Genomic DNA, 20,775 nt, shown 5'->3' with positions numbered 1-20,775 from the left:
ATGATGGCGAGGGCGTTCAGTATTTTCAACACACCAGGACGAAATGCTGACGGGTTAGATCCAGACCACTTATTCCGGCAGCGCGGCGACCACCGAAAGCTCGACCAGAATCTCCGGCTCGCACAACTTGGCTTCGACGGTAGCGCGGGCCGGCGCCACCCCGTCGGGCAACCAGGTGTCCCATACGGCGTTCATGCCGGCGAAATCGGCTTCGATGTCCTTGAGATAGATGGTCACCGATAGGATGTGCTGCTTGTCGGTACCGGCCTGGCGCAGCAGCCGCTCGATGTTATCGAGCGTCTCGCGGGTCTGCTGTTCGATGCCCGCGCTCATGTCTTCACCCACCTGTCCGGCCAGATAGACGGTTCCGCGGTTGATGACGATCTGACTCATGCGTGAATTAGTGTGCAGGCGCTGTATGGGCATGCTTGCGGGACTCCTTGGTCGTGCCGTAACGAGAGATATCCAGGCCATCGGTACTGATCTGGGTGCGTTTTTTCGCCAGCAAGTCGGCGAGCACGCGCCCGGAACCACAGGCCATGGTCCAGCCAAGGGTACCGTGTCCGGTGTTCAAATACAGGTTGCGATAGGCGGTGGCGCCAATGATCGGCGTGCCGTCCGGGGTCGCCGGGCGCAAACCGGTCCAGAGCTCAGCGCTGCCCGGATTGCCGCCCAGCGGGAACAGGTCACCGACTACCATCTCCAGGGTTTCGCGCCGGCGCGGGTTCAGCGACAGGTCATGGCCGGCGATTTCGGCCATGCCACCGACGCGGATCCGCTGATCGAAGCGGGTAATGGCGACTTTGTAGGTTTCATCGAGCACCGTCGACACCGGCGCCATGGCCGGATCGCTGATCGGTACGGTAAGCGAGTAGCCCTTGAGCGGATAAACCGGCGCATGAATGCCCAATGGCTTGAGCATCTGCGGGCTGTAGCTGCCCAGCGCCAACACGTAGCGATCAGCCTTTTCCAGCCTGCCGTCGATCCAGACACCGTCGAGGCGGTCGCCTGAGTATTCCAGACGTTGAATGTCCTGGTTGAAGCGGAACTCCACGCCCAGCTCGCGCGCCATCCCCGCCAGCCTGGTTGTAAACAGCTGGCAGTCGCCGGTCTGATCGTTGGGGAGACGCAGCGCGCCGCTGAGCTTGTCCGCCACACGCGCCAGGGCAGGCTCGACCCGGGCGATGCCGGCCCGATCGAGCAGCTCGTAGGGCACGCCCGATGCTTTCAGGACGGCGATGTCCTTGGCCGCGTTATCCAGCTGGGCCTGGGTGCGGAACAGTTGGGTGGTGCCGCACTGCCGGCCTTCGTAGTCGATACCGGTTTCGGCACGCAGCTCGTCGAGGCAATCACGGCTGTATTCGGACAGCCGTACCATGCGCTCCTTGTTCACCGCGTAGCGCGCCGCCGTGCAATTGCGCAGCATCTGCGCCATCCACAGGTACTGCTGGATATCACCGGTAAGCTTGATGGCCAGCGGTGCATGGCGCTGCATCAACCATTTCATGGCCTTCAGCGGCACACCCGGTGCAGCCCAGGGCGAGGCATAGCCAGGCGACACTTGGCCGGCGTTGGCGAAGCTGGTCTCCATCGCCACGGCGGGCTGGCGGTCGACAACCACCACTTCAAACCCCGCACGCGCCAGATAATAGGCACTGGTAGTGCCAATTACGCCGCCACCCATCACCAGAACACGCATCGCCGCCTCCCGCCCGGCCTCGACCGGACTGTTCGAGTCACTATTAATGCGGAGTATAAAAAGCGCAACATAGTGGTATTCACCATATAAAACGCTATCTTTGCGATTTATTCACGCCAGAAAAGCCTTATTTGGAGGCGATACGCCTATGCGCACCAAGCATCAGACCCGCCGAGAATTGGACAAACTCGACCGCCAGATCCTGCGCCTGCTACAAGCCGAAGGACGTATGCCCTTCACCGAGCTTGGCGAGCGCATCGGCCTGTCCACAACGCCCTGCACCGAGCGCGTGCGCCGCCTGGAGCGCGAGGGCATCATCATGGGATACACCGCGCGACTGAACCCGCAGCACCTCAAGGGCGGGCTACTGGTATTCGTCGAGATCAGCCTGGCCTACAAATCCGGGGATATCTTCGAAGAGTTCCGCCGCGCCGTGCTCAAGTTGCCGCACGTGCTCGAATGCCATCTGGTATCGGGCGACTTCGATTACCTGATCAAGGCACGCATCTCGGAAATGGCGTCGTATCGAAAACTGCTGGGCGACATCCTGCTCAAGCTGCCGCATGTCCGCGAATCGAAAAGCTACATCGTCATGGAAGAGGTGAAGGAGTCACTCGAACTGCCGGTACCGGATTGACGACAGCGAGTCCGCAGCTTTGCCTCGAGGTCACGCCCCGGTCTACCCTTCGGGCCAGGCACCCAGTCCAAGGCTCGACCATCATGACCCGGCACACGATCGTCCAGGCGCTGCAACACGCCCCGTCCTATTACGCTGCCAGCGCCAATCGCGCGCTCGACTTCGCCCCGCTGCAGGGCGAGCAGGAGGCGGACGTCTGCATCGTCGGCGGGGGCTTCAGCGGCCTCAATACGGCCATTGAACTGGCCGAGCGCGGCCTTTCGGTGGTCCTGCTGGAAGCGCATCGGATCGGCTGGGGGGCTAGCGGCCGCAACGGAGGCCAGCTGATCCGCGGCGTTGGCCACGATGTGGAGCAGTTCCAACCGGTGCTGGGAGCCGATGGCGTAGACGCGCTCAAACGCATGGGTTTCGAAGCCGTCGACATCGTTCGCCAACGCATCGAGCGCTACGCCATCGACTGCGACCTGACCTGGGGTTATTGCGATCTGGCGACCAAGCCACGGCATGTCGAAGGTTTCAAGGCAGAGCATGCCGATCTCGAACGCCTCGGCTATCAGCATTCGCTGCGCCTGGTTCCTCGGACCGAAATACACCAAGTGATCGGCTCCGATCGCTATCTCGGCGGACTGGTCGACATGGGCTCTGGGCATCTGCATCCGCTCAATCTGGCGCTGGGTGAAGCGGCCGCGGCGCAATCGCTGGGCGTGCGACTGTTCGAAGGCTCGGCGGTAGAGCGCATCGAATACGGTCCCACGGTGCGCGCGCATACCGCACAGGGCAGTGTCCGCGCGGGACAGTTGGTGCTGGCCTGCAATGCCTATCTGGGCAACCTCAACCCGACATTGGCAGGCAAAGTGCTGCCCGCCGGCAGCTATATCATCGCCACCGAGCCGTTGCCCGAGACGTTAAGGCGCGAATTGCTGCCGCAGAACATGGCGGTCTGCGATCAGCGGGTGGCGCTCGATTACTTCCGTCTCTCGGCCGACGGTCGCCTGCTATTCGGCGGTGCCTGCCACTATTCCGGTCGCGATCCGAAAGACATCACCGCCTACATGCAGCCGAAGATGCTCGAGGTGTTCCCGCAGTTGCGGGACGCCCGCATCGATTACCAATGGGGCGGCATGATCGGCATCGGTGCGAACCGGTTGCCGCAGATCGGACGGCTGTCGGATCACCCCAACGTCTATTACGCCCAGGCCTATTCCGGCCATGGATTGAACGCCACCCACCTGGCCGGCCGATTGCTCGCCGAGGCCATCAGCGGCCAGGCCCAGGGCCGTTTCGATCTGTTCGCCGGCGTACCGCACCCGACCTTCCCGGGCGGTCAGCGGCTGCGCTCACCCCTGCTGGCGCTGGGCATGCTGTGGTACCGGCTCAAGGACCAGTTCTGAATTTCGCCGTTGCGCTGGCGTCCAATTGCCAAGGACCGACAACAACGAAAAGGAGCGGACCTTGCGCATACATTTGGTGCTTGTGGCAATGCTGTTGCTGGCTGGCTGCGCCGGGCAGATTGTGCCCGCACCCCCGTCCTATGCACTGTCGAGTCAGGATTCTGAACTGACCCGACAAGTCGATTCGCTGGCCGCGCGCCAGCCGGTCGGGCATTCTGGCTTCCGCCTGCTGCCGACCAGTGCCGAAGCGTTCGCGGCGCGGGTGAGGATGATTCGGGCGGCCGAGACCAGCCTTGACGTGCAGTACTACATCGTTCACGACGGCCTCAGCACCCGGGCGCTGATCGATGAATTGCTCGAGGCTGCCGACCGCGGCGTCAGGGTCCGTCTGCTCCTCGATGACACCGCCAGCGATGGCAGCGATTACCAGATCGCAACCCTGGCGGCGCATCCGAACATCCTTATCCGCGTATTCAACCCGTTGCATCTCGGCCGCAGCAACTTCATCACCCGCTCCCTCGGGCGGCTGCTGCACCTCTCGCAACAGCACCGACGCATGCACAACAAGTTAATGCTGGCCGACAGCAGCCTCGCCATCGTCGGTGGTCGCAACCTCGGCGACGAATATTTCGATGCCGACAAAGGCCTGAACTTCACCGACATCGACCTGCTCGGTGCCGGACCGGTTGCCCGGCAGCTGGCGATTAGCTTCGACCAATACTGGAACCATCCGCTTAGCATCCCTATTCAGCACTTTCTGCGCAGCCCGCCTCGTACCGAGGCATTGGATGAGGCCCGTCGGCAGATCACACGCTATCTCGACGCCGAGCGGCAGAAGGACCCGCGACGCTACTATCATCTGATGGCCGATCTGGAGGGACCGGCGTCCACGCAGTGGTTGCAGGATCTGATCTGGGCGCCCGGAGAGGCGATGTGGGATCACCCGGATAAGATCAACGCCAGCGGGATTCCCGATGAGCACCTGCTGTTGACCGCTCGCCTGCGCCCGAGCATGGAAGCCGTAACCCGCGAGATGACGCTGATTTCCGCTTATTTCGTCCCCACGGAGGACGGCGTGGACTACCTCAGTCGCCAGGCCGAGAGTGGTGTAGCAATCCGCATCCTGACCAATTCTCTGGAAGCGACTGACGTGCCTCTGGTCCATGGCGGTTATGCGCCCTATCGTCGCCCACTGCTCGAGGCGGGGGTGCGGTTGTTCGAGCTGCGCCGGCAACCCGATCAAGAGGCCTCGTACAACCTGGGCGGCGAGTCGGAGTCGAGCTTGCACAGCAAGGCCGCGGTGTTCGACCGGCAGGAAGTCTTCCTCGGCTCGTTGAATTTCGATCCTCGTTCGATTCTCTGGAATACCGAAGTCGGCGTCCTGATCAAAAGTCGCGAGCTGGCCAGCGAGGTACAGCGGCTGACCCTCGAAGGCACCTCGCCCACCGTGAGCTACGAAGTGCGGCTGGTCGAGGTTGACGGCCGCAAGCGACTGGCCTGGATTGCCGAAGACAACGAGCGACGCAAGGTGTTGCTGAATGAGCCCGGCGGCACCTGGCGGCGGATCAATGCCTGGTTCAGCCAGCTTATCGGGCTGGAGCGAATGCTCTAGGCGACAGCGGCACATCGCAGCGTTTCATGGCGATCCGGCCAAGATTGCCGGCCAAATGGCCGCTCCGCTTGATTTCACCCCTTCGAGTGATACCAAGATGCCTTCAGCTGGATAGGCTGCCGTACCGATGCCGAGTACGGCACATTGCTTCTATAAGAATAAAAAAGGAGCGCGACATGCATCGCAGATGGATATGGATGGCGGTTGTACTGGCGAGCTGGTTCCCAGCACTGCTCAACTCTGCGCAGGCGCAGACGTTCACCGCGCTGGAAAGCATGCAGATTCATGCCAACCGAGCCACCAGCAGCCTCCTTCTCTACCGCGGCGAAGGCTTTCAGAAAGCACACCTGGCCCGCATGGAAAGCGACCTCAAGGCGCTGGCCGACACCGTAGACAACTTCCCCGGCGCCAGCAACGAACTGCGCGAACTGCATCAGGCCTTGCAGGCCACACTGCGCGAGGGAGCAGGCTTCGGTTACGAAGAAGACGATGTGCCCTGGGGCTGGCCGTTGCACATGAGCAAGGCGCTGCGCGACTTCCTGACGGCGGTGCGCAGCCAGCAGGGCGCCGATGTCCGCGCCGAACTGCCCGCCAAGGTGGAATACCTGACCGTTCAGTACCTGAGCCGTGCCTACGTCGGCTCCTTCGAAACCGCCCGGGAGCAACCGGACACTTACCTCGGCCAGGATGAACGGCTCCTGGTGCCTTCGATCGACAAGCAGCTCGCCGCCTTGGACGGCCAGTCGAATCCGGCTATCGCCAAGCTGAAGACCCGCTGGGATTTTCTCAAGGTGGCGCTCGAAGACATGAACAGTGGCAACAACAGTTTCAACACGGCCTCGGGCCGGGCCTTTGCGCCGATCATGGTTGATCGCCATGCCCGCAGCCTCAGCGATCAGTGGATGGCGCTCGCGCCGGATTAAACGTTCAGGCGTCGATCGGACGCTGGCGCAGCCGTACCGGCCCGACCCGGGCCTCGATGGCCTGACGCAGCGGCTCACGCAGGCCGAGCATGAAACCCAGTTCAGCCGCGACGAACAATGGCCCGATGATCAACCCGCTCAGATCATCGACGAACGCCGGCTTGCGCCCTTCGAAGTAATGCCCGACGAACTGGAAGATCCAACCCACCACGAACAACCCGATCCCCGCGCTCAGCCAAAGCGTCGTCGACGCCTGCGCCAGCTGCGCGCCGATCCAGACGCAAAGTAATAGCAGGGCCCCCATGAGTACGCCGAAGCGTAAGTCCAACCGCAGATAGAACAAGGTGGCGCCCACTGCAACCGCAGCAACCGGACTCAACCAAAGCCCGGAAACCTCTACGCCGGGTCGCGACAGCAGGACCGCGACGGCCAGCACGATCATCGGGATGCCGATGAAATGCGTGAGCAGATTGCGCGGATCACGGTGATAAGCGGCGTACTGCGCCAGGTGATCAGTCAGGGTTTTCATGGGTGCGCTCCGGAAGGCCTTGTGCTGCAAGCTTAGCCAGCCTGTCGATCTGTAGGGGGGCCGCCTATGGTAGATGGCTGCCAAAGGCCAAGGCGCTTGTGCCAACACACCATTAACCCGCTAGGGCTCGGGGCGGTAGCCCAATCGCAGGCCACCCCAATGACGGTTGCCCACCATGATCGGCACCGACAGGTCATGCATCAGCTCACCGGTGTCGCGGCTGTAGGTCTGCAGTAGCACCTTGCGCTGGTGGCTGCCGCAGCGCCCACCGGTGCGGTCATTGAACAGCCGCTTGCTGCGACTCTTGACCTTATCGATCTCCGGGTCGCCAACCAGGGGCTGACTGAAGGCGCGGTTGTGGGTCGGTACGTAGCCGTCCGGTGTAGTCGCGATGGCATAGACCAGCGCATCGTTACGCTCGAGCAGTGGCTCCTGAATCGCCGGCAGGACTTCGTCGGCATAGCGGTCGAAGCGGGTGCTGTAGCGAACCGGATTGGTCCCCGGCTGCGCCTGGTAATTGCGATCGAAAAGGTCATCGAGCGTGAGCCGTCCGGCTTGCAGATCAGCCTCGAAACGCGCACCGATGGCGGCTGCGCCTTCACGCGCCAGGTCAAAGATGCTCTGGTGATAGTCATCGAGCTGCACTTCGGCGAGCTGCTCGCTGACGGCTTCTGCCTGACCGACGAGAGCTTCTGCCGCCTGTTCCAGCTGGCGAGTCTGAGCTTCGCTCTCCAGCGCGTCTCCGCGCAGTTGGTCCAGCGCCACGAACAGCTGTGCGAGCCGCTCATGGTTATTGGCCGTGCCGGAGGTGATTTCCGCCACCTGCGTTTCGACATTGCCGGCCAGGTCAGCGATACCGCTGAGCTGGGTCCCGGTACCGGCGATCTGCGCCGCGGCTTCGTCGAGTTCGCTCGCCTGTTTCTGGATGTGGCTCACCACCGCCCCGCTCTGTTCACGGATATCGCTGACCATCCGCCCGACTTCGTCGGTGGCACTGCTGGTACGCCCAGCGAGGTTGCGCACCTCGTCGGCTACCACCGCAAAGCCGCGTCCAGCCTCTCCGGCACGCGCAGCCTCGATCGCGGCGTTGAGCGCAAGCAGGTTGGTCTGGCTGGCGATGGACTGGATCACATCGGTGATTCGTCGTATTTCTTCAGTGCGCGCCGAGAGCCCGTCGAGCAGTTCACGACTGGCTTGGGTCTGCGCGCGGAGCGCCTGCATACGCTCGATTGCATGCTGCAGCTCGGCGCGCCCGCTGTCGCTGCTACGGCGGACGGCTTCCGCGGCTTCCAGCGCCTGGCGGGCCCGGGAGGCACTGCCCTGCTCGGTCGCAGTCATCGCTTCTGCGCCATTGGCAACCTCACTGATCGCTGTCAGCTGCGACTGCAGGCGCGCGGCCAACTGCTCGGCGCTAAACGATACTTGCGCGGCCGATAGTGCGTTGTGACAGGTATGACGAGAAAGGCTCTTGCTCAGCGCGGTGGAGCTCTGCAGGCCGGTATCGACCGAAGCGGGGGCGTTGCTACCGGCACGCCATGGACCTAGCCAGGGCCACAGAGCGAGCAGCATGATCGAGATCACCGTCAGATAGAACGGCAGTCCCATCCAGTCATGAAATAACAACAGCCCCAGCAAGGCGGCTGCGTGCAGCAGGCAGGCCTTGGGGTGAAGGCGGAAGGAAGGGCGCATCGGTGGCCTCTTGTTTTCATCCGATAAAAAGGTGTTGTACCACCTCTGCCACCCATGAACATTGTTCCTTGGTGGCAAACGGCTTTTACCGGGCGATAAAAACGATGTGCAAGCGTTTTTATCGCCCGGAAGGCCGGGTTTACCGGGTTAACGGCCGTATACCGCCAATCTTCAATCGCGCTGACGCTGCTGATACCAGGCTCGCTTCGCCTCAGCGCGACGCATCCGGCGCCGTCAGCGGCAGCCCGAGCTGCACCCGTCGCCGCAGCCAGGGGCTGGGGCGATAGCGAGGCTCGTGGCCGTAGCAGGCTTGCATGCCTTCCAGAATGTTGAGAATTCGAGCGGGGTTGTAATAATCGGCGAACCCCAGCGGGCCCTTCGGATAGCCGAGCGCAAGCGTCACGGCGCGGTCGAGGGTTTCTGGCGAGGCAATGCCCTTTTGTGCGATCTCACAGCCAAGGTTGACGATGCTGGCGACGATTCTCTGGCTGACGAAGCCTGGAGAATCGTTGATCACCTCGACCGGCACCCCATCGGCTCCCAACGCCTGGCGCGCCTGGGCCTCAAGCGCTGGATCCAGCGCGGGCTGGCGCATCAGCACGCGACGCTTGTCGAGGTCACTGAACAGGTCCAGGGCGATGGTGCGCACCGCCGGCAGCGCCAGGCGCTCGATGCAGTTGCTGGCATCCTCACCCAGTGGGGTGATCAGACAGATCGCTTGGCTCGACGGTTCGGCGCCCTCTTCAAGCAGCGCACCGGCCTGCTGCAGTATCGAGCCGAGATAATTGCGTACTTCGGGCTCGATGCTGTCGAGCCAGAACGGCCGATCGATGGTGACCGTCTCGAAGCGAGGCTCCGGCGGGCGGATCTGCTGGCCATCCTCGTAACGGTAGAAACCCTGACCGGTCTTGCGACCGAGCAAGCCTCCTGCCACCCGCTGCGCGGCGAGGTAGGACGGCGTATAGCGCGGATCGTAGTAGAACTGGTCGTGCACCGACTCCATCACCGCATGGGAGATGTCCAGGCCAGTCAGGTCGAACAGCTCGAACGGCCCCATGCGAAAGCCGGGGCCATCGCGGAGGATGCGGTCGATCTGCTCCGGCGTGGCGATCCCCTCGCTGAGGATCCGCTGGGCCTCGGTGCCATAAGCACGGCCGGCATGGTTGACCAGAAAACCGGGCGTGTCCGGGGTGATGGCGGGAAAGTGTCCGGCGTGCTCGGCCAATTGCACCAGACGGTCGATCACGCCCGGATCGGTGCGCTCGCCACGGACCACTTCGACCAGTTTCATCAACGTCACTGGGTTAAAGAAATGGTAGCCCGCCACCCGCTCGGGACGGGAGCAGGCACTGGCGATGCGGGTCACCGAGAGGGACGAGGTATTGGTCGCGAGCACGGCTTCATCAGCGACCAGCCCTTCGAGCTCAACGAACAGACTCTGTTTGGCCTCGAGATTCTCGACGATGGCTTCGATCAGCAAATCGCAGGCGGATAGCTCGGCCAGTTGATGAGCCGGCTGCATGCGCGCCAGAATCGCAGTCAACTCATCGGCACTCAAGCGGCCCTTGGCGACACTGCGTTCGAGCAGTTCACGGTTGAATTGCAGGGCTTGCTCGATGGCTTCGGGGCGACTGTCGTACAGCCAGACCTGCTGGCCGGCGCTGGCGAATAATTGCGCGATGCCGCGCCCCATGGCGCCGGCGCCGATGATGCCAATACGAGAAAACATGCGAACCTCCTCAATGGATGGCGTTGCGCCTACCTGAACCGACCCTCGCATTCCGCAGTGCGAAATGACATTCCGCCTTTTATTGACCAAGAGCCTAAAGACTGCCAGTCTGCTTAGCAAGCCATCCGTGACCAATCGCCATGCCCACTTCCGACTATTCACCCGCACAGTTGCAGCAGGTCCATGCTTCCGTGACCGGATTCTTTCAAGATGTCGGCTGCGAGCTGCTGGCCTATGGACCACAGCATGCCACCCTCGCACTGGATCTACTGCCGCGGCACCTGAACAATGCCAGCAACATGCACGGCGGCGTCATGGCGACTCTGATAGATGTCGCCATGGGCTTATGCGGCACCTGGGAGGCGGACCCGACGGAACGCCGAGTCGCATTGACCCTGTCGATGAACATCAACTTCAGCGCACCCGCCGCTGCGGGTAGCCGGATCAGAGCCGTCGCCCGGTGCCGCTCCGCCGGGCAGAAGGTATTCATGGCCAGCTGCGACCTGCTGGATGAAGGGGACCGGCTGATTGCCTTCGGCGAAGGTGTATTCAAGCGTGGCGCCCGACGGCGCGAGCTGCCTGCCTAGATGACCGTGCTATTGCCACTGGCGCTGCTGTTCGAGCTCCTGGCATTGCTCACCCAACTACAGCCGCTGAGCGTCATCAGCGGCACCTTGCTGGTACTGTTCTTTGTCCGCCATTGGCGTTCGCTGATGCCCTATCCGCGGCGGCTCGGGATGGTCACTTTGGCCGTGCTCGGTTACTGGCTGCTGTCTGACGAGGCGAACTGGCAACAGGGCGCGCGTCTGTTGTCGTCGGCGGCGTATTACGCAGCCTTCATCGGCGCACTGGGCTTGATGCACTGCTTGGTCAAGCGCCTGAAACAGCTCAGCGAGCTGCATCGCCTGCTGCTGTCAGGGCCGCGCGCGTGGCTCTATCCTGGCTACCTGATGAGCACCTTCCCAATCAGCTCGGTGCTCAGCTTTGGCATGCTCAACCTAATTTGCGGATCACTGGAGCGCCACCTCGAGCGCCGCCCGTATAGCGACAGCCAACGTCGCGAAGGCCGCCGCGGCGTTATGGTCACCGCGCTACGCGGGTTCGCCCTGGTCCCGTTGCTGGCACCCACCAGCGTCGCGGTGGCGATTCTGACCCGCGAACTTCCCGGTCTGAGCTGGAGCACCTTGCTACCGTTCGGCCTGCTCGGCGGCCTGCTTCTACTGCTGTTCGGCTGGCCAACCGAAAACCGTCGCCTGCTACAACTGACCGACCAGCCGCCCGTCGAGCCCGGGGCGGACTCACGCCAGGCCAGTGGCAGCTTGCGCGGGCTGCTCTTTGGCAGCCTGATTGGCATCCTACTAATCGCCCTGCTCGCAGCGCTGACCTGGCTGTCCGCCACCCAGGCCGCCATGCTGCTGGTGCCGATGGCGGTGATCGTGATCCTGTTCTGGCAAGGGATCGCGCCGCGGCAAGTGTTCAGCGAGGTCAGCGAAACACTCATCGGCATGCGCAACGAGACTTTCATTTTCGCCAGCGCGGCCTTGCTCGCCGGCCTCGTCGCGGCGGTTCTGCCGGTGCATCATCTGGCAGACCAGCTCGGCAGTACACCGTTGGCGCTGTTCGCACTGGGGACCTTCGGTGCACTGGCGGTGATGGCGCTGGCGTTGCTCGGTGTCGCCCCGCTGATTTCGCTGAATCTGTGTGCGGCCCTGCTGGCGCAGCTGGCGAGCCAGGGCCTGGCGGTGATGCAACCGGCGGTAGCGCTGCTGTTCGGCTTTTCCCTGGCGATGCTGCTCTCGCCATACGGCCCCTCAGCCTTGCTGCTGGCACGTCACGCCCAGCTGTCGCCCTGGCGCATCGCTGTCGGTTGGAACGGCCGTTTCGTGCTCAGGGTTCTGCTCCCGCTACTGTTGATACCGCTGCTGGCGTGAGCATCGGGCCTCACATCCAGCCGTATTCGGCCATGGACAATGGCTCGTCATCGCCGACGATGAAGTGATCGAGCACTCGCACGTCGACCAGCGCCAGCGCATCGGTCAGTTTACGGGTCAGTTGCCGATCGGCCTGGCTCGGCTCAGCGACACCCGAGGGGTGATTGTGGGTCAGAATGACCGCCGCCGCATTCTGCGCCAGCGCCCGCTTGACCACCTGCCGCGGGTAGACGCTGGCCCCGTCGATGGTGCCGTGAAACAGCACTTCGAAGGCCAACACCCGGTGCTTCGAATCGAGGAACAGGCAGGCGAACAGCTCATGCGGCTCGTGCCGCAACCGCGCCTTGAGGTAGTCACGCACCGCCTGTGGACTTTCCAGTGCAGAGTCGCGGCGAATACGCTCGGCCAGATGCCGTCGGGCCATTTCCAGCACCGCCTGCAGTTGAGCGAATTTGGCCGGGCCCAAGCCCAGGTGACCACTGAACTGCTCGAGATCGCTTTCGAGCAGCGCCCGCAGACTGCCGAACTCACTGAGCAGATGCCTCGCCAGATCCACCGCGCTTTTGCCAGCCACGCCGGTGCGTAGAAAAATGGCCAGCAGCTCCGCATCCGACAGGGCCATCGCACCCTGCTGGAGGAGTTTTTCCCGCGGTCGTTCCGCCGCAGGCCAATCACGAATGCTCATGTCACCTCCTTGTCGAGCGTGGCCCTCGTCCGCTGAGGGCGCTGTGCTATCTTAGCGGCCTTTTATTCACGGTACCCGGCCCCTGCCGGAACCAGTTCTCACCCGTAACAAGGCAGGCCTATGCAGCGGCTTTATCGTAAACGCATCGTCCTGGGCGTCGGCGGCGGCATCGCTGCTTACAAGAGTGCCGAGCTGGTTCGCCGGCTCCGCGACCAGGGCGCCGAAGTCCGCGTCGTGATGACCAGCGGCGGTCGCGAATTCATCACCCCGCTGACACTCCAGGCCCTTTCCGGCCACCCGGTCCATCTGGACCTACTCGATCCGGCCGCTGAAGCCGCCATGGGCCATATCGAGCTGGCACGCTGGGCGGACCTGGTGCTGATCGCACCCACCACGGCCGATCTGATGGCGCGCCTGGCGCAGGGCGTTGCCAACGATCTGCTGACGACGTTGGTGCTGGCCACCAATGCGCCCATCGCCCTGGCCCCGGCAATGAACCAGGCAATGTGGGCTGACCCGGCGACCCAGGCCAACCGCGTTTTGCTGCAGCAGAGGGGCATACGCCTGTTTGGTCCCGCGTCTGGCAGCCAGGCCTGCGGCGACGTCGGCATGGGCCGCATGCTGGAAGCGGACGATCTGGCCCAGGCTGCTGCCGACTGCTTCGAGCGCAGCCTGTTGACCGGGCTGCATCTGCTGATCACCGCCGGGCCGACTCAGGAAAATATCGACCCGGTGCGCTACATCACCAATCACAGCTCCGGCAAGATGGGCTTCGCCCTGGCCGAAGCCGCCGCCGAAGCCGGCGCCCGGGTAACGCTGGTAGCCGGCCCGGTGTTCCTGCCGACGCCCGACCGCGTACAACGCGTCGACGTGGTCAGCGCTCGCGACATGCTTACCGCCTGCGAAGCAGCCATGCCCTGTGACCTGTTCGTCGCCGCGGCCGCCGTCGCCGATTACCGCCCGGAAGTGATCGCACCGCACAAGTTGAAGAAAGACCCCAGCAAAGGTGACGGCTTACTCCTGCAGATGGTCCGCAATCCCGATATTCTCGCCACGCTGGCCGGCCGCGAAGACCGCCCGTTCAGCGTCGGCTTCGCCGCTGAAACCGAGAATCTACTGGAGTACGCCACCCGGAAACTGCGTGACAAGAACTTGGATCTCATCGTAGCCAACGACGTGGCCAACCCCAGCATCGGCTTCAACAGCGAAGAAAACGCCGTGACGGTCATCGACCGTCAGCAGCACGAAACCCGCTTCAGCCAGGCCAGCAAGGGGCATATTGCCCGTCAACTGATTGCCTTTATCGCCGACCGCTTCCACCAGGCCTGACCGACCATGCACAAACTCCAAGCGAAAATCCTCGATCCACGCCTCGGCCGGGATTTTCCCCTGCCTGAATACGCCACCAGCGGCTCCGCAGGGCTCGATCTGCGCGCCATGCTGCAAAACGACACCATGCTCGAGCCGGGCCAGACCCTGCTGATTCCCACCGGCCTGTCGATTCATATCGCCGATCCGAACCTGGCAGCGCTGGTATTGCCGCGTTCGGGGCTTGGGCACAAGCATGGGATCGTGCTCGGCAATCTGGTCGGGTTGATCGATTCGGACTACCAGGGAGAGCTGATGGTGTCCTGCTGGAACCGCGGCCAGACGCCCTTCAACATCGCAGTAGGCGAGCGCATCGCGCAGCTGATATTGGTGCCGGTGATCCAGGCACAGTTCGAACTGGTCAACGAGTTTGACAGCAGTGACCGTGGCGCTGGCGGCTTCGGCCACTCTGGTAGCCACTGATTCAGATTCGCTTTTTCAGGACGATCGAGGAGCTCCATGAAACTCTTCAAGCGCACCGCCAGGGACGCCGGTGTATTCAACCCCGCCGAAACCACATCATCACAACGTCGCCGTAGCGCCGGTCTGGGGACGCTGCTACCTGGCGTGCTACCCGGCTTGCTGGGACTCGTCGTCGCTGGCGTGCTGCTCTGGATCGCTTATCAATCCAGCCAGAAAGAACATGCGTCCGAGCTGGTCCAGGCCTGGGGCCAGAGCCAAGCTTCGGCGGTCGAGCAGGCGCTGCAGCAGCTTGCAGAGGACACCCAGGCGGCGGCTCGGGACCCTCAATTGCTCGAGGCCCTGCGCAGCGAACAACCCGAACGGGTGCGGGCGGCCGAGCGTGAACTGAGCTATCGCGACGGCGTGGTCGATGCACATATCAACCTGCGCGGCCGGGCCCAACAGAATACGGGGCGTCAGGCCCCTCTGAACTTCGCCGCACTCGACCTGCTGCAACGGGCGGAAAACGGTACCCCACCGCCGCCCGAGGCGTTCCGGGTCGGTAAACAATGGTTGCTGTACAGCGCCGTAGCACTGCGCTCGAACCCGCAACAGCCGGCCGAAGGCACTTTGCTGCTGGTGACCAGCCTGGATCGTTTCCTGGCTACGCTGCCGAAGCTGCCCGCCAACGCCGGCCAACTGCGGCTGGTTCAGCAATTCAGCAACAGCCCCGCGCAACTGCTCGCCCAACGCGGCGGTGCGGGCCTGGAAAGCGAGGCTATCAGCCTGCCTTCGGCCAATCCGAACTGGAAGCTCAGCTTTCTGCCCGGCGCAGCGCTGAGTACCACGACGCTGCCTCCGCTTCTGCTGCTGGCCGCGGCTCTCGCAGCACTCGGTGGCCTTTTGCTGGGCCTGCAACTGGTACTGAGCACGCAGCAGCGAAGGCTTCGCGACGATGTCATGCATTTGGGTCGAATGGTCCAGGAACTCTCCGCCGGCAGAACCATCAAAACACCGACTTTGAGCCTGCCGGCGCTCGACGCGCTGGCCAAGAGTCTGGTTCGCCTGCCGCTGCGAACCGCCGGAACGGTGACGACCAAAGCCTCTGCCACACCGCAGCCGGCAGCTCAGCAATCCCAATCCACCGAGTACGTCGACCCTTTGTACCAGGACACCGATATTCTCGACATCGACATTCTCGACGAGGACCAGGACTGGCTTGGCCTCGATCCCAAGGAGCGAGAAACCGCAATGAGTGCCCCCAAAGCCCCGCAACTGCCTGCCAGCATCTTTCGTGCTTACGATATCCGTGGCGTCGTCGGTGACACCTTGACCAACGACACCGCCTATTGGATAGGCCGCGCGGTCGGTTCCGAAAGCCTGGCTAAAGGCGAGCCGAATGTGTCGGTCGGCCGCGATGGCCGTCTGTCCGGCCCAGAGCTGGTCGAACACCTTATCCAAGGCCTTGTGGACAGCGGCTGCAGCGTTAGTGATGTCGGTATGGTGCCCACCCCTGTGCTCTACTACGCGGCCAACGTGCTGGCCGGCAAGTCCGGGGTGATGCTCACCGGCAGCCATAACCCACCGGATTACAACGGGTTCAAGATCGTCATCGCCGGCGACACCCTGGCCAACGAGCAGATTCAGGCGCTGCGCCAGCGCATCGAAACCGGCAACCTCAGCGAAGGCGTTGGCCAGGCCGAACAGGTTGACGTGCTGGAGAGCTATTTCAAACGTATCCGCGACGATATCGCGCTGGCCAAGCCACTCAAGGTCGTGGTCGACTGTGGTAACGGCGTCGCCGGCGTGATCGCCCCGCAGCTGATCGAAGCGTTGGGCTGCACCGTCATCCCGTTGTTCTGCGATGTAGACGGAAACTTCCCCAACCATCACCCGGACCCGGGCAAGCTGGAAAACCTCGAAGACCTGATCGCCAAGGTCAAATCGGAAAATGCCGACCTGGGCCTGGCCTTCGACGGCGACGGTGACCGTGTCGGGGTGGTGACCAATGCCGGCACCGTGGTCTTCCCTGATCGCCTGCTGATGCTGTTCGCCAAGGACGTGGTGTCACGCAACCCGGGTGCCGACATTATCTTCGACGTCAAATGCACGCGCCGCCTGACGCCATTGATCAGCGGTTACGGCGGTCGTCCGGTGATGTGGAAAACCGGCCATTCGCTGATCAAGAAAAAGATGAAGGAAACCGGCGCCCTGCTCGCGGGCGAGATGAGCGGCCATATCTTTTTCAAGGAGCGCTGGTACGGCTTCGACGACGGCATCTATAGCGCCGTTCGCTTGCTGGAGATTCTCAGCCAGGACAAGCGCAATGCCGAACAGGTGTTCTCGGCATTCCCCAACGACCTGTCCACCCCGGAGATCAACATCAAGGTCACCGAGGAAAGCAAGTTCACCATCATCGACGCGTTGCACCGCGACGCCCATTGGGGTGAGGCCAACATCACCACGCTCGACGGCGTGCGTGTCGACTATCCAAAAGGCTGGGGGCTGGTCCGCGCTTCCAACACCACGCCGGTGCTGGTGCTGCGTTTCGAGGCTGAAAACGAGGAAGAGCTCAAACGCATACAGGAAGTCTTCCGCGCCCAGCTTTATACTGTCGCGCCTGATCTCACCCTGCCGTTCTGACCTGCGGAGCCCTGCATGACCCTCAGCCGTGAAGCCGCCACCCAATTCGCCCAGGTTCTATCCGAAGCATTGCCCTATATTCGCCGGTTCGTCGGCAAGACGCTGGTCATCAAGTACGGCGGTAATGCGATGGAAAGCGAGGAGCTGAAAACCGGCTTCGCCCGCGACATCGTGCTGATGAAGGCGGTGGGCATCAATCCGGTGGTGGTGCACGGCGGCGGCCCGCAGATTGGCGATCTGCTCAAGCGCCTCAACATCGAAAGCCACTTCATCGACGGCATGCGGGTCACCGACAGCCAGACCATGGACGTGGTGGAGATGGTACTCGGCGGGCAGGTTAACAAGAGCATCGTCAGCCTGATCAACCAGCACGGCGGCGCGGCCATCGGCCTGACCGGCAAGGACGCAAAACTGATCCGCGCGAAGAAGCTCAAGGCGACCCGTCAGACACCGGAGATGACCTCACCGGAGATCATCGACATCGGCCATGTCGGCGAAGTCACTGGCGTCAACACCGAGCTGCTGGAGATGCTGGTTCATGGCAACTTCATTCCGGTTATTGCCCCGATCGGTGTCGGCGCTGATGGCGAGTCGTACAATATCAACGCCGACCTGGTCGCCGGCAAAGTGGCCGAAGCATTGAGAGCCGAGAAGCTGATGCTGCTGACCAACATTGCCGGCCTGATGGACAAGCAGGGTCAGGTACTGACTGGGTTGACCACGACGCAAGTCGACGAACTGATCGCCGATGGCACCATCTACGGCGGCATGCTACCCAAGATCCGCTGCGCTCTGGAGGCGGTACAGGGCGGGGTACACAGTGCCCATATCATCGATGGTCGCGTACCCAACGCAGTGCTGCTGGAGATCTTCACCGACATTGGTGTCGGCACGCTGATCACCAACCGCAAGTAGCTTTCGGGCCACCAATAGAAACCCCAGCCTTCTTTGAAGCGCTGGGGTTTTTATTTTCGGCTTGCTCGCGGATCTATTCCGATTGCCCGAGCAGCTCGCCGAGCCGCTGGCGTTCTTTAGCGAAACTGACCTCAGCCTGCGTGCGGGCCTGCTTGTAGCGATCGATGTCACGCCGCAGACTGGCTTGTTCCTTGTTGAGGTTATCGATCTGAGTCAGCAGCTGTTTGGGCACCTCTCGACCGGCGCGCTCGTGATTCGCAGCCTCCCTCTGCAGATTGGCCTGCTGATCGCGCAACGACTGCAAATTGCCGTGGGTGATACCGATTACGCTGTCGAGCTCCGACAGCTTTCGCACCTTGGCGCGCTCGACATCTTCGACGCTGGCATACAAACGCAGCAGCTGGGCATCCGAGCTGGCGCGCGCCTTGGCTTCGAGCAAGCGCTGGCGCTCTTCCGGGGTAGGTGCAGGCGGCACCACCCTGGTCACGCGACCTTGGTCATTGAGCACCTCATAACCCTTGCCGATATGCTGGGGCGGAACGCCTTGACGATTGAGCACCACGACACCCTTGTCATCGACATAGCGATACAGGTCAGCTTGCGCAACCGCCGCTCCCAACAGACCCAACAGCAACAGCGCGCGGCTCCCTCTATGCATATTCCAGCCTCTTCCGTATTCGGTGCGTTCGGCACAGCCACTCGAAACGCCTGATTCTTTTTAATGTCCGAAGGGACTCAGCTTATACAAACCCCGTCACACTCGTGCAGCAATAAGCACACCAACTGAGCGACCGACCTGTATGAGCTGCCGCCACGCAGAGATCGCCCGATCCATAATCGCGCGGATATGGCCAGAACGAAGCGCGCGCTCAGCTTCGATTTTTGAAAAAATCAAACGGAAAATTCGCACCACCACTCGATTTTGAGGCGCGAACCGTCGCAATTCGTCAGTTGCTGACAAAAGCAGACCAGCAGACTGGATAACCTCCAAGGCGATCACACACGACCACGTCTTCGAAGCCGATGACTGATCGGCGCAAAGCTTAGATCCCGTACTGATCGCAGTACGCTTCAACCGCCGGCAGGTGCTGACTGAGCTGTGGATCCTGAGCCAGAAACTCCAGCACCTGAGCCAACGAAACAATGCTCACCACGGGCATGCCATAGTCCTGCTCAACTTCCTGAATGGCCGATAACTCGCCCTGACCACGCTCTTGTCGATTGAGCGCGATCAGCACGCCAGCCGCTTCCGCGCCTTGGGCACGAATGATCTGCATGACCTCACGGATCGCCGTGCCGGCGGTAATCACATCATCGACAATCAGCACGCGACCAGCGAGTGGCGACCCCACCAGGGTGCCGCCTTCGCCATGATCCTTGGCTTCTTTGCGGTTGAAACACCAGGGCAGATCGCGTTGATGATGTTCGGCCAGCGAAATCGCCGTCGCTGCCGCAAGGGGAATGCCCTTGTACGCCGGACCGAAGATCACGTCGAAATCGATACCGCTGTCAGCCACGGCGGCTGCATAGAAGCGCCCCAGTTGCGCCAGCGCCGAGCCGGTATTGAACAAACCGGCATTGAAGAAATAGGGGCTGGTGCGCCCGGATTTCAGAGTGAACTCACCGAAGCGCAGAACCCCGCGCTCGATGGCGAAGCGAATGAAGTCGCGCTGGTACGCCTGCATGAAGAATATTCCCGGAAGACACTGGCTTAGCTAATTGCGAAGAGCTTGGGTTATCATACACGCACGTGTTTTTAGGGGCCATTTATGCGGATCATCAGCGTCAACGTGAATGGCATTCAAGCGGCGGCACAGCGGGGTCTTCTCAGCTGGCTGCAAGCGCAGAATGCCGATGTCATCTGCCTGCAGGATACCCGCGCCTCCGTAGTAGAACTCGATGATCCGGCCTACCAGCTCGACGGCTATTTCCTCTATACCGTCGACGCTGAAATCCCGGAACAGGGTGGCGTTGCGCTTTACTCCCGACTGCAGCCCAAGGCCGTAATCATGGGGCTCGGTTTCGAAACGGCCGACCGTTACGGTCGCTACCTCCAGGCCGACTTCGACAAGGTCAGCATCGCCAGTCTGCTGTTGCCAACCGGCCGCGGCGGCGATGAAGACCTGAACCAGAAATTCAAGTTCATGGACGACTTTGCCCACTACCTGGACAAACAACGTCGCAAGCGTCGCGAATACATTTATTGCGGCTCGCTGTACGTGGCTCACCAGAAGCTGGACGTGAAGAATTGGCGCGACTGTCAGCAGGCCACCGGCTTCCTGGCGCCCGAGCGCGCCTGGCTCGACGAGATATTCGGCAACATGGGTTATGTCGACGCCCTGCGTGAAGCCAGCCGGGAGGGCGACCTCTACAGTTGGTGGCCTGACACCGAGCAGGCGCAGATGCTCAATCTGGGCTGGCGCTTCGATTACCAGATCCTCACCTCAGGCATGCGCCGCTTCGTGCGTAACGCCCGTCTGCCCCGGCAGCCGCGCTTTTCCCAGCACGCCCCGCTGGTGGTGGATTACGACTGGACCCTGAGCCTTTAAGCCCAAGCTGGACGCTGCCGGAAAGCGCAGGGCCGTCTACCCGGTTCTTTCTTCGTCTATAGACAGACGCCAG

The 20,775-nt window shown here is 62.3% G+C and carries 20 protein-coding genes; 11 read left to right on the top strand and 9 right to left on the bottom strand.

Features of this window, described 5'->3' with window-relative positions; translation table 11 throughout:
• Positions 1–69 precede the first annotated feature (69 nt).
• A complete protein-coding gene (locus UF78_RS02130) occupies positions 70–426 on the bottom strand; it encodes a RidA family protein (RefSeq protein ID WP_045160401.1) in 357 nt (118 codons plus the stop codon).
• Positions 401–1,699: a D-amino acid dehydrogenase gene (gene dadA, locus UF78_RS02125; protein ID WP_045160400.1), complete on the bottom strand. Its 1,299-nt coding sequence runs from the start codon at positions 1,697–1,699 to the stop codon at positions 401–403. Before dadA ends, UF78_RS02130 begins: the two co-directional genes overlap by 26 nt.
• Positions 1,700–1,847: 148 nt before the next feature.
• Between dadA and UF78_RS02120 the strand changes: the two genes are divergently transcribed.
• From UF78_RS02120 to UF78_RS02105, 4 genes are all read left to right on the top strand, one after another.
• The gene (locus tag UF78_RS02120) at positions 1,848–2,336 is read left to right on the top strand and encodes an Lrp/AsnC ligand binding domain-containing protein (protein ID WP_025240144.1); all 489 of its coding nucleotides are present in this window, start codon (positions 1,848–1,850) and stop codon (positions 2,334–2,336) included.
• Positions 2,337–2,419: 83 nt separating this feature from the next.
• Positions 2,420–3,727: an NAD(P)/FAD-dependent oxidoreductase gene (locus UF78_RS02115; RefSeq protein ID WP_045160399.1), complete on the top strand. Its 1,308-nt coding sequence runs from the start codon at positions 2,420–2,422 to the stop codon at positions 3,725–3,727.
• Positions 3,728–3,788: 61 nt separating this feature from the next.
• Positions 3,789–5,339 (top strand): phospholipase D family protein, encoded by a 1,551-nt coding sequence (locus tag UF78_RS02110; RefSeq protein WP_045160398.1) that lies wholly within the window; start codon positions 3,789–3,791, stop codon positions 5,337–5,339.
• A gap of 176 nt (positions 5,340–5,515) precedes the next feature.
• Positions 5,516–6,262, top strand: a complete 747-nt coding sequence (locus UF78_RS02105) for a hypothetical protein (protein WP_052679269.1) — start codon at positions 5,516–5,518, stop codon at positions 6,260–6,262.
• Positions 6,263–6,266: 4 nt separating this feature from the next.
• On the opposite strand, the gene UF78_RS02100 is transcribed toward UF78_RS02105, so the two are convergent.
• The 3 genes from UF78_RS02100 to UF78_RS02090 form a co-directional block, all read right to left on the bottom strand.
• On the bottom strand, positions 6,267–6,791 hold the full coding sequence (locus UF78_RS02100) for a DUF962 domain-containing protein (RefSeq protein ID WP_045160396.1): 525 nt from the start codon (positions 6,789–6,791) through the stop codon (positions 6,267–6,269).
• A 120-nt stretch (positions 6,792–6,911) separates the two neighbouring features.
• Positions 6,912–8,480, bottom strand: coding sequence for a methyl-accepting chemotaxis protein (locus tag UF78_RS02095; RefSeq protein ID WP_045160395.1), 1,569 nt, complete (start codon positions 8,478–8,480; stop codon positions 6,912–6,914).
• A gap of 211 nt (positions 8,481–8,691) precedes the next feature.
• The gene (locus UF78_RS02090) at positions 8,692–10,209 is read right to left on the bottom strand and encodes a 3-hydroxyacyl-CoA dehydrogenase (RefSeq protein ID WP_045160394.1); all 1,518 of its coding nucleotides are present in this window, start codon (positions 10,207–10,209) and stop codon (positions 8,692–8,694) included.
• Between the two features lie 140 nt (positions 10,210–10,349).
• On the opposite strand from UF78_RS02090, the gene UF78_RS02085 reads away from it, so the two are divergent.
• Positions 10,350–10,796 carry a PaaI family thioesterase gene (locus UF78_RS02085; protein WP_045160393.1) on the top strand — a complete coding sequence of 149 codons (447 nt, stop codon included), beginning with the start codon at positions 10,350–10,352 and terminating at the stop codon, positions 10,794–10,796.
• Positions 10,797–12,140, top strand: a complete 1,344-nt coding sequence (locus UF78_RS02080) for a hypothetical protein (RefSeq protein WP_045160392.1) — start codon at positions 10,797–10,799, stop codon at positions 12,138–12,140. It abuts the gene before it with no gap.
• Positions 12,141–12,150: 10 nt separating this feature from the next.
• On the opposite strand, the gene radC is transcribed toward UF78_RS02080, so the two are convergent.
• Entirely contained in the window at positions 12,151–12,825 is a 675-nt protein-coding gene (radC, locus tag UF78_RS02075; protein WP_045160391.1) for a RadC family protein, read from the bottom strand.
• A gap of 120 nt (positions 12,826–12,945) precedes the next feature.
• Here radC and coaBC point away from each other — a divergent pair, with 120 nt between their 5' ends.
• From coaBC to argB, 4 genes are all read left to right on the top strand, one after another.
• Positions 12,946–14,154, top strand: coding sequence for a bifunctional phosphopantothenoylcysteine decarboxylase/phosphopantothenate--cysteine ligase CoaBC (gene coaBC / locus UF78_RS02070; protein WP_045160390.1), 1,209 nt, complete (start codon positions 12,946–12,948; stop codon positions 14,152–14,154).
• 6 nt (positions 14,155–14,160) lie between these two features.
• Entirely contained in the window at positions 14,161–14,616 is a 456-nt protein-coding gene (gene dut, locus UF78_RS02065) for a dUTP diphosphatase (protein ID WP_045160389.1), read from the top strand.
• A 1,230-nt stretch (positions 14,617–15,846) separates the two neighbouring features.
• Positions 15,847–17,238: a phosphomannomutase/phosphoglucomutase gene (gene algC, locus UF78_RS22960; RefSeq protein WP_196298631.1), complete on the top strand. Its 1,392-nt coding sequence runs from the start codon at positions 15,847–15,849 to the stop codon at positions 17,236–17,238.
• A gap of 15 nt (positions 17,239–17,253) precedes the next feature.
• Complete coding sequence (gene argB / locus UF78_RS02055; RefSeq protein WP_045160387.1) at positions 17,254–18,153, top strand: acetylglutamate kinase; 900 nt, start codon at positions 17,254–17,256, stop codon at positions 18,151–18,153.
• A 73-nt stretch (positions 18,154–18,226) separates the two neighbouring features.
• Here argB and UF78_RS02050 read toward each other — a convergent pair whose 3' ends face one another.
• The 3 genes from UF78_RS02050 to pyrE form a co-directional block, all read right to left on the bottom strand.
• Complete coding sequence (locus UF78_RS02050; RefSeq protein WP_045160386.1) at positions 18,227–18,811, bottom strand: DUF4124 domain-containing protein; 585 nt, start codon at positions 18,809–18,811, stop codon at positions 18,227–18,229.
• 96 nt (positions 18,812–18,907) lie between these two features.
• Entirely contained in the window at positions 18,908–19,153 is a 246-nt protein-coding gene (locus tag UF78_RS22815; protein WP_155397588.1) for a hypothetical protein, read from the bottom strand.
• 43 nt (positions 19,154–19,196) lie between these two features.
• Positions 19,197–19,838 (bottom strand): orotate phosphoribosyltransferase, encoded by a 642-nt coding sequence (gene pyrE / locus UF78_RS02045; protein WP_045160385.1) that lies wholly within the window; start codon positions 19,836–19,838, stop codon positions 19,197–19,199.
• An 84-nt stretch (positions 19,839–19,922) separates the two neighbouring features.
• Between pyrE and UF78_RS02040 the strand changes: the two genes are divergently transcribed.
• Positions 19,923–20,702 (top strand): exodeoxyribonuclease III, encoded by a 780-nt coding sequence (locus UF78_RS02040; protein ID WP_045160384.1) that lies wholly within the window; start codon positions 19,923–19,925, stop codon positions 20,700–20,702.
• Positions 20,703–20,775: the final 73 nt, after the last annotated feature.

Origin of the sequence: Stutzerimonas stutzeri, assembly GCF_000952685.1 — a bacterium.
GTDB lineage: Bacteria > Pseudomonadota > Gammaproteobacteria > Pseudomonadales > Pseudomonadaceae > Stutzerimonas > Stutzerimonas stutzeri_E.
Note: the sequence above shows the minus strand (reverse complement) of the source record. Positions and strands in the feature narration are given on the sequence as shown.

What these genes read in the sequence shown, in the direction of transcription:
- UF78_RS02130 (WP_045160401.1), bottom strand. Translation starts at nt 426, where the DNA reads ATGCCCATACAGCGCCTGCACACTAATTCACGCATGAGTCAGATCGTC.
- dadA (WP_045160400.1), bottom strand. Translation starts at nt 1,699, where the DNA reads ATGCGTGTTCTGGTGATGGGTGGCGGCGTAATTGGCACTACCAGTGCC.
- UF78_RS02120 (WP_025240144.1), top strand. Translation starts at nt 1,848, where the DNA reads ATGCGCACCAAGCATCAGACCCGCCGAGAATTGGACAAACTCGACCGC.
- UF78_RS02115 (WP_045160399.1), top strand. Translation starts at nt 2,420, where the DNA reads ATGACCCGGCACACGATCGTCCAGGCGCTGCAACACGCCCCGTCCTAT.
- UF78_RS02105 (WP_052679269.1), top strand. Translation starts at nt 5,516, where the DNA reads ATGCATCGCAGATGGATATGGATGGCGGTTGTACTGGCGAGCTGGTTC.
- UF78_RS02100 (WP_045160396.1), bottom strand. Translation starts at nt 6,791, where the DNA reads ATGAAAACCCTGACTGATCACCTGGCGCAGTACGCCGCTTATCACCGT.
- UF78_RS02095 (WP_045160395.1), bottom strand. Translation starts at nt 8,480, where the DNA reads ATGCGCCCTTCCTTCCGCCTTCACCCCAAGGCCTGCCTGCTGCACGCA.
- UF78_RS02090 (WP_045160394.1), bottom strand. Translation starts at nt 10,209, where the DNA reads ATGTTTTCTCGTATTGGCATCATCGGCGCCGGCGCCATGGGGCGCGGC.
- UF78_RS02085 (WP_045160393.1), top strand. Translation starts at nt 10,350, where the DNA reads ATGCCCACTTCCGACTATTCACCCGCACAGTTGCAGCAGGTCCATGCT.
- UF78_RS02080 (WP_045160392.1), top strand. Translation starts at nt 10,797, where the DNA reads ATGACCGTGCTATTGCCACTGGCGCTGCTGTTCGAGCTCCTGGCATTG.
- radC (WP_045160391.1), bottom strand. Translation starts at nt 12,825, where the DNA reads ATGAGCATTCGTGATTGGCCTGCGGCGGAACGACCGCGGGAAAAACTC.
- coaBC (WP_045160390.1), top strand. Translation starts at nt 12,946, where the DNA reads ATGCAGCGGCTTTATCGTAAACGCATCGTCCTGGGCGTCGGCGGCGGC.
- dut (WP_045160389.1), top strand. Translation starts at nt 14,161, where the DNA reads ATGCACAAACTCCAAGCGAAAATCCTCGATCCACGCCTCGGCCGGGAT.
- algC (WP_196298631.1), top strand. Translation starts at nt 15,847, where the DNA reads ATGAGTGCCCCCAAAGCCCCGCAACTGCCTGCCAGCATCTTTCGTGCT.
- argB (WP_045160387.1), top strand. Translation starts at nt 17,254, where the DNA reads ATGACCCTCAGCCGTGAAGCCGCCACCCAATTCGCCCAGGTTCTATCC.
- UF78_RS02050 (WP_045160386.1), bottom strand. Translation starts at nt 18,811, where the DNA reads ATGCATAGAGGGAGCCGCGCGCTGTTGCTGTTGGGTCTGTTGGGAGCG.
- pyrE (WP_045160385.1), bottom strand. Translation starts at nt 19,838, where the DNA reads ATGCAGGCGTACCAGCGCGACTTCATTCGCTTCGCCATCGAGCGCGGG.
- UF78_RS02040 (WP_045160384.1), top strand. Translation starts at nt 19,923, where the DNA reads ATGCGGATCATCAGCGTCAACGTGAATGGCATTCAAGCGGCGGCACAG.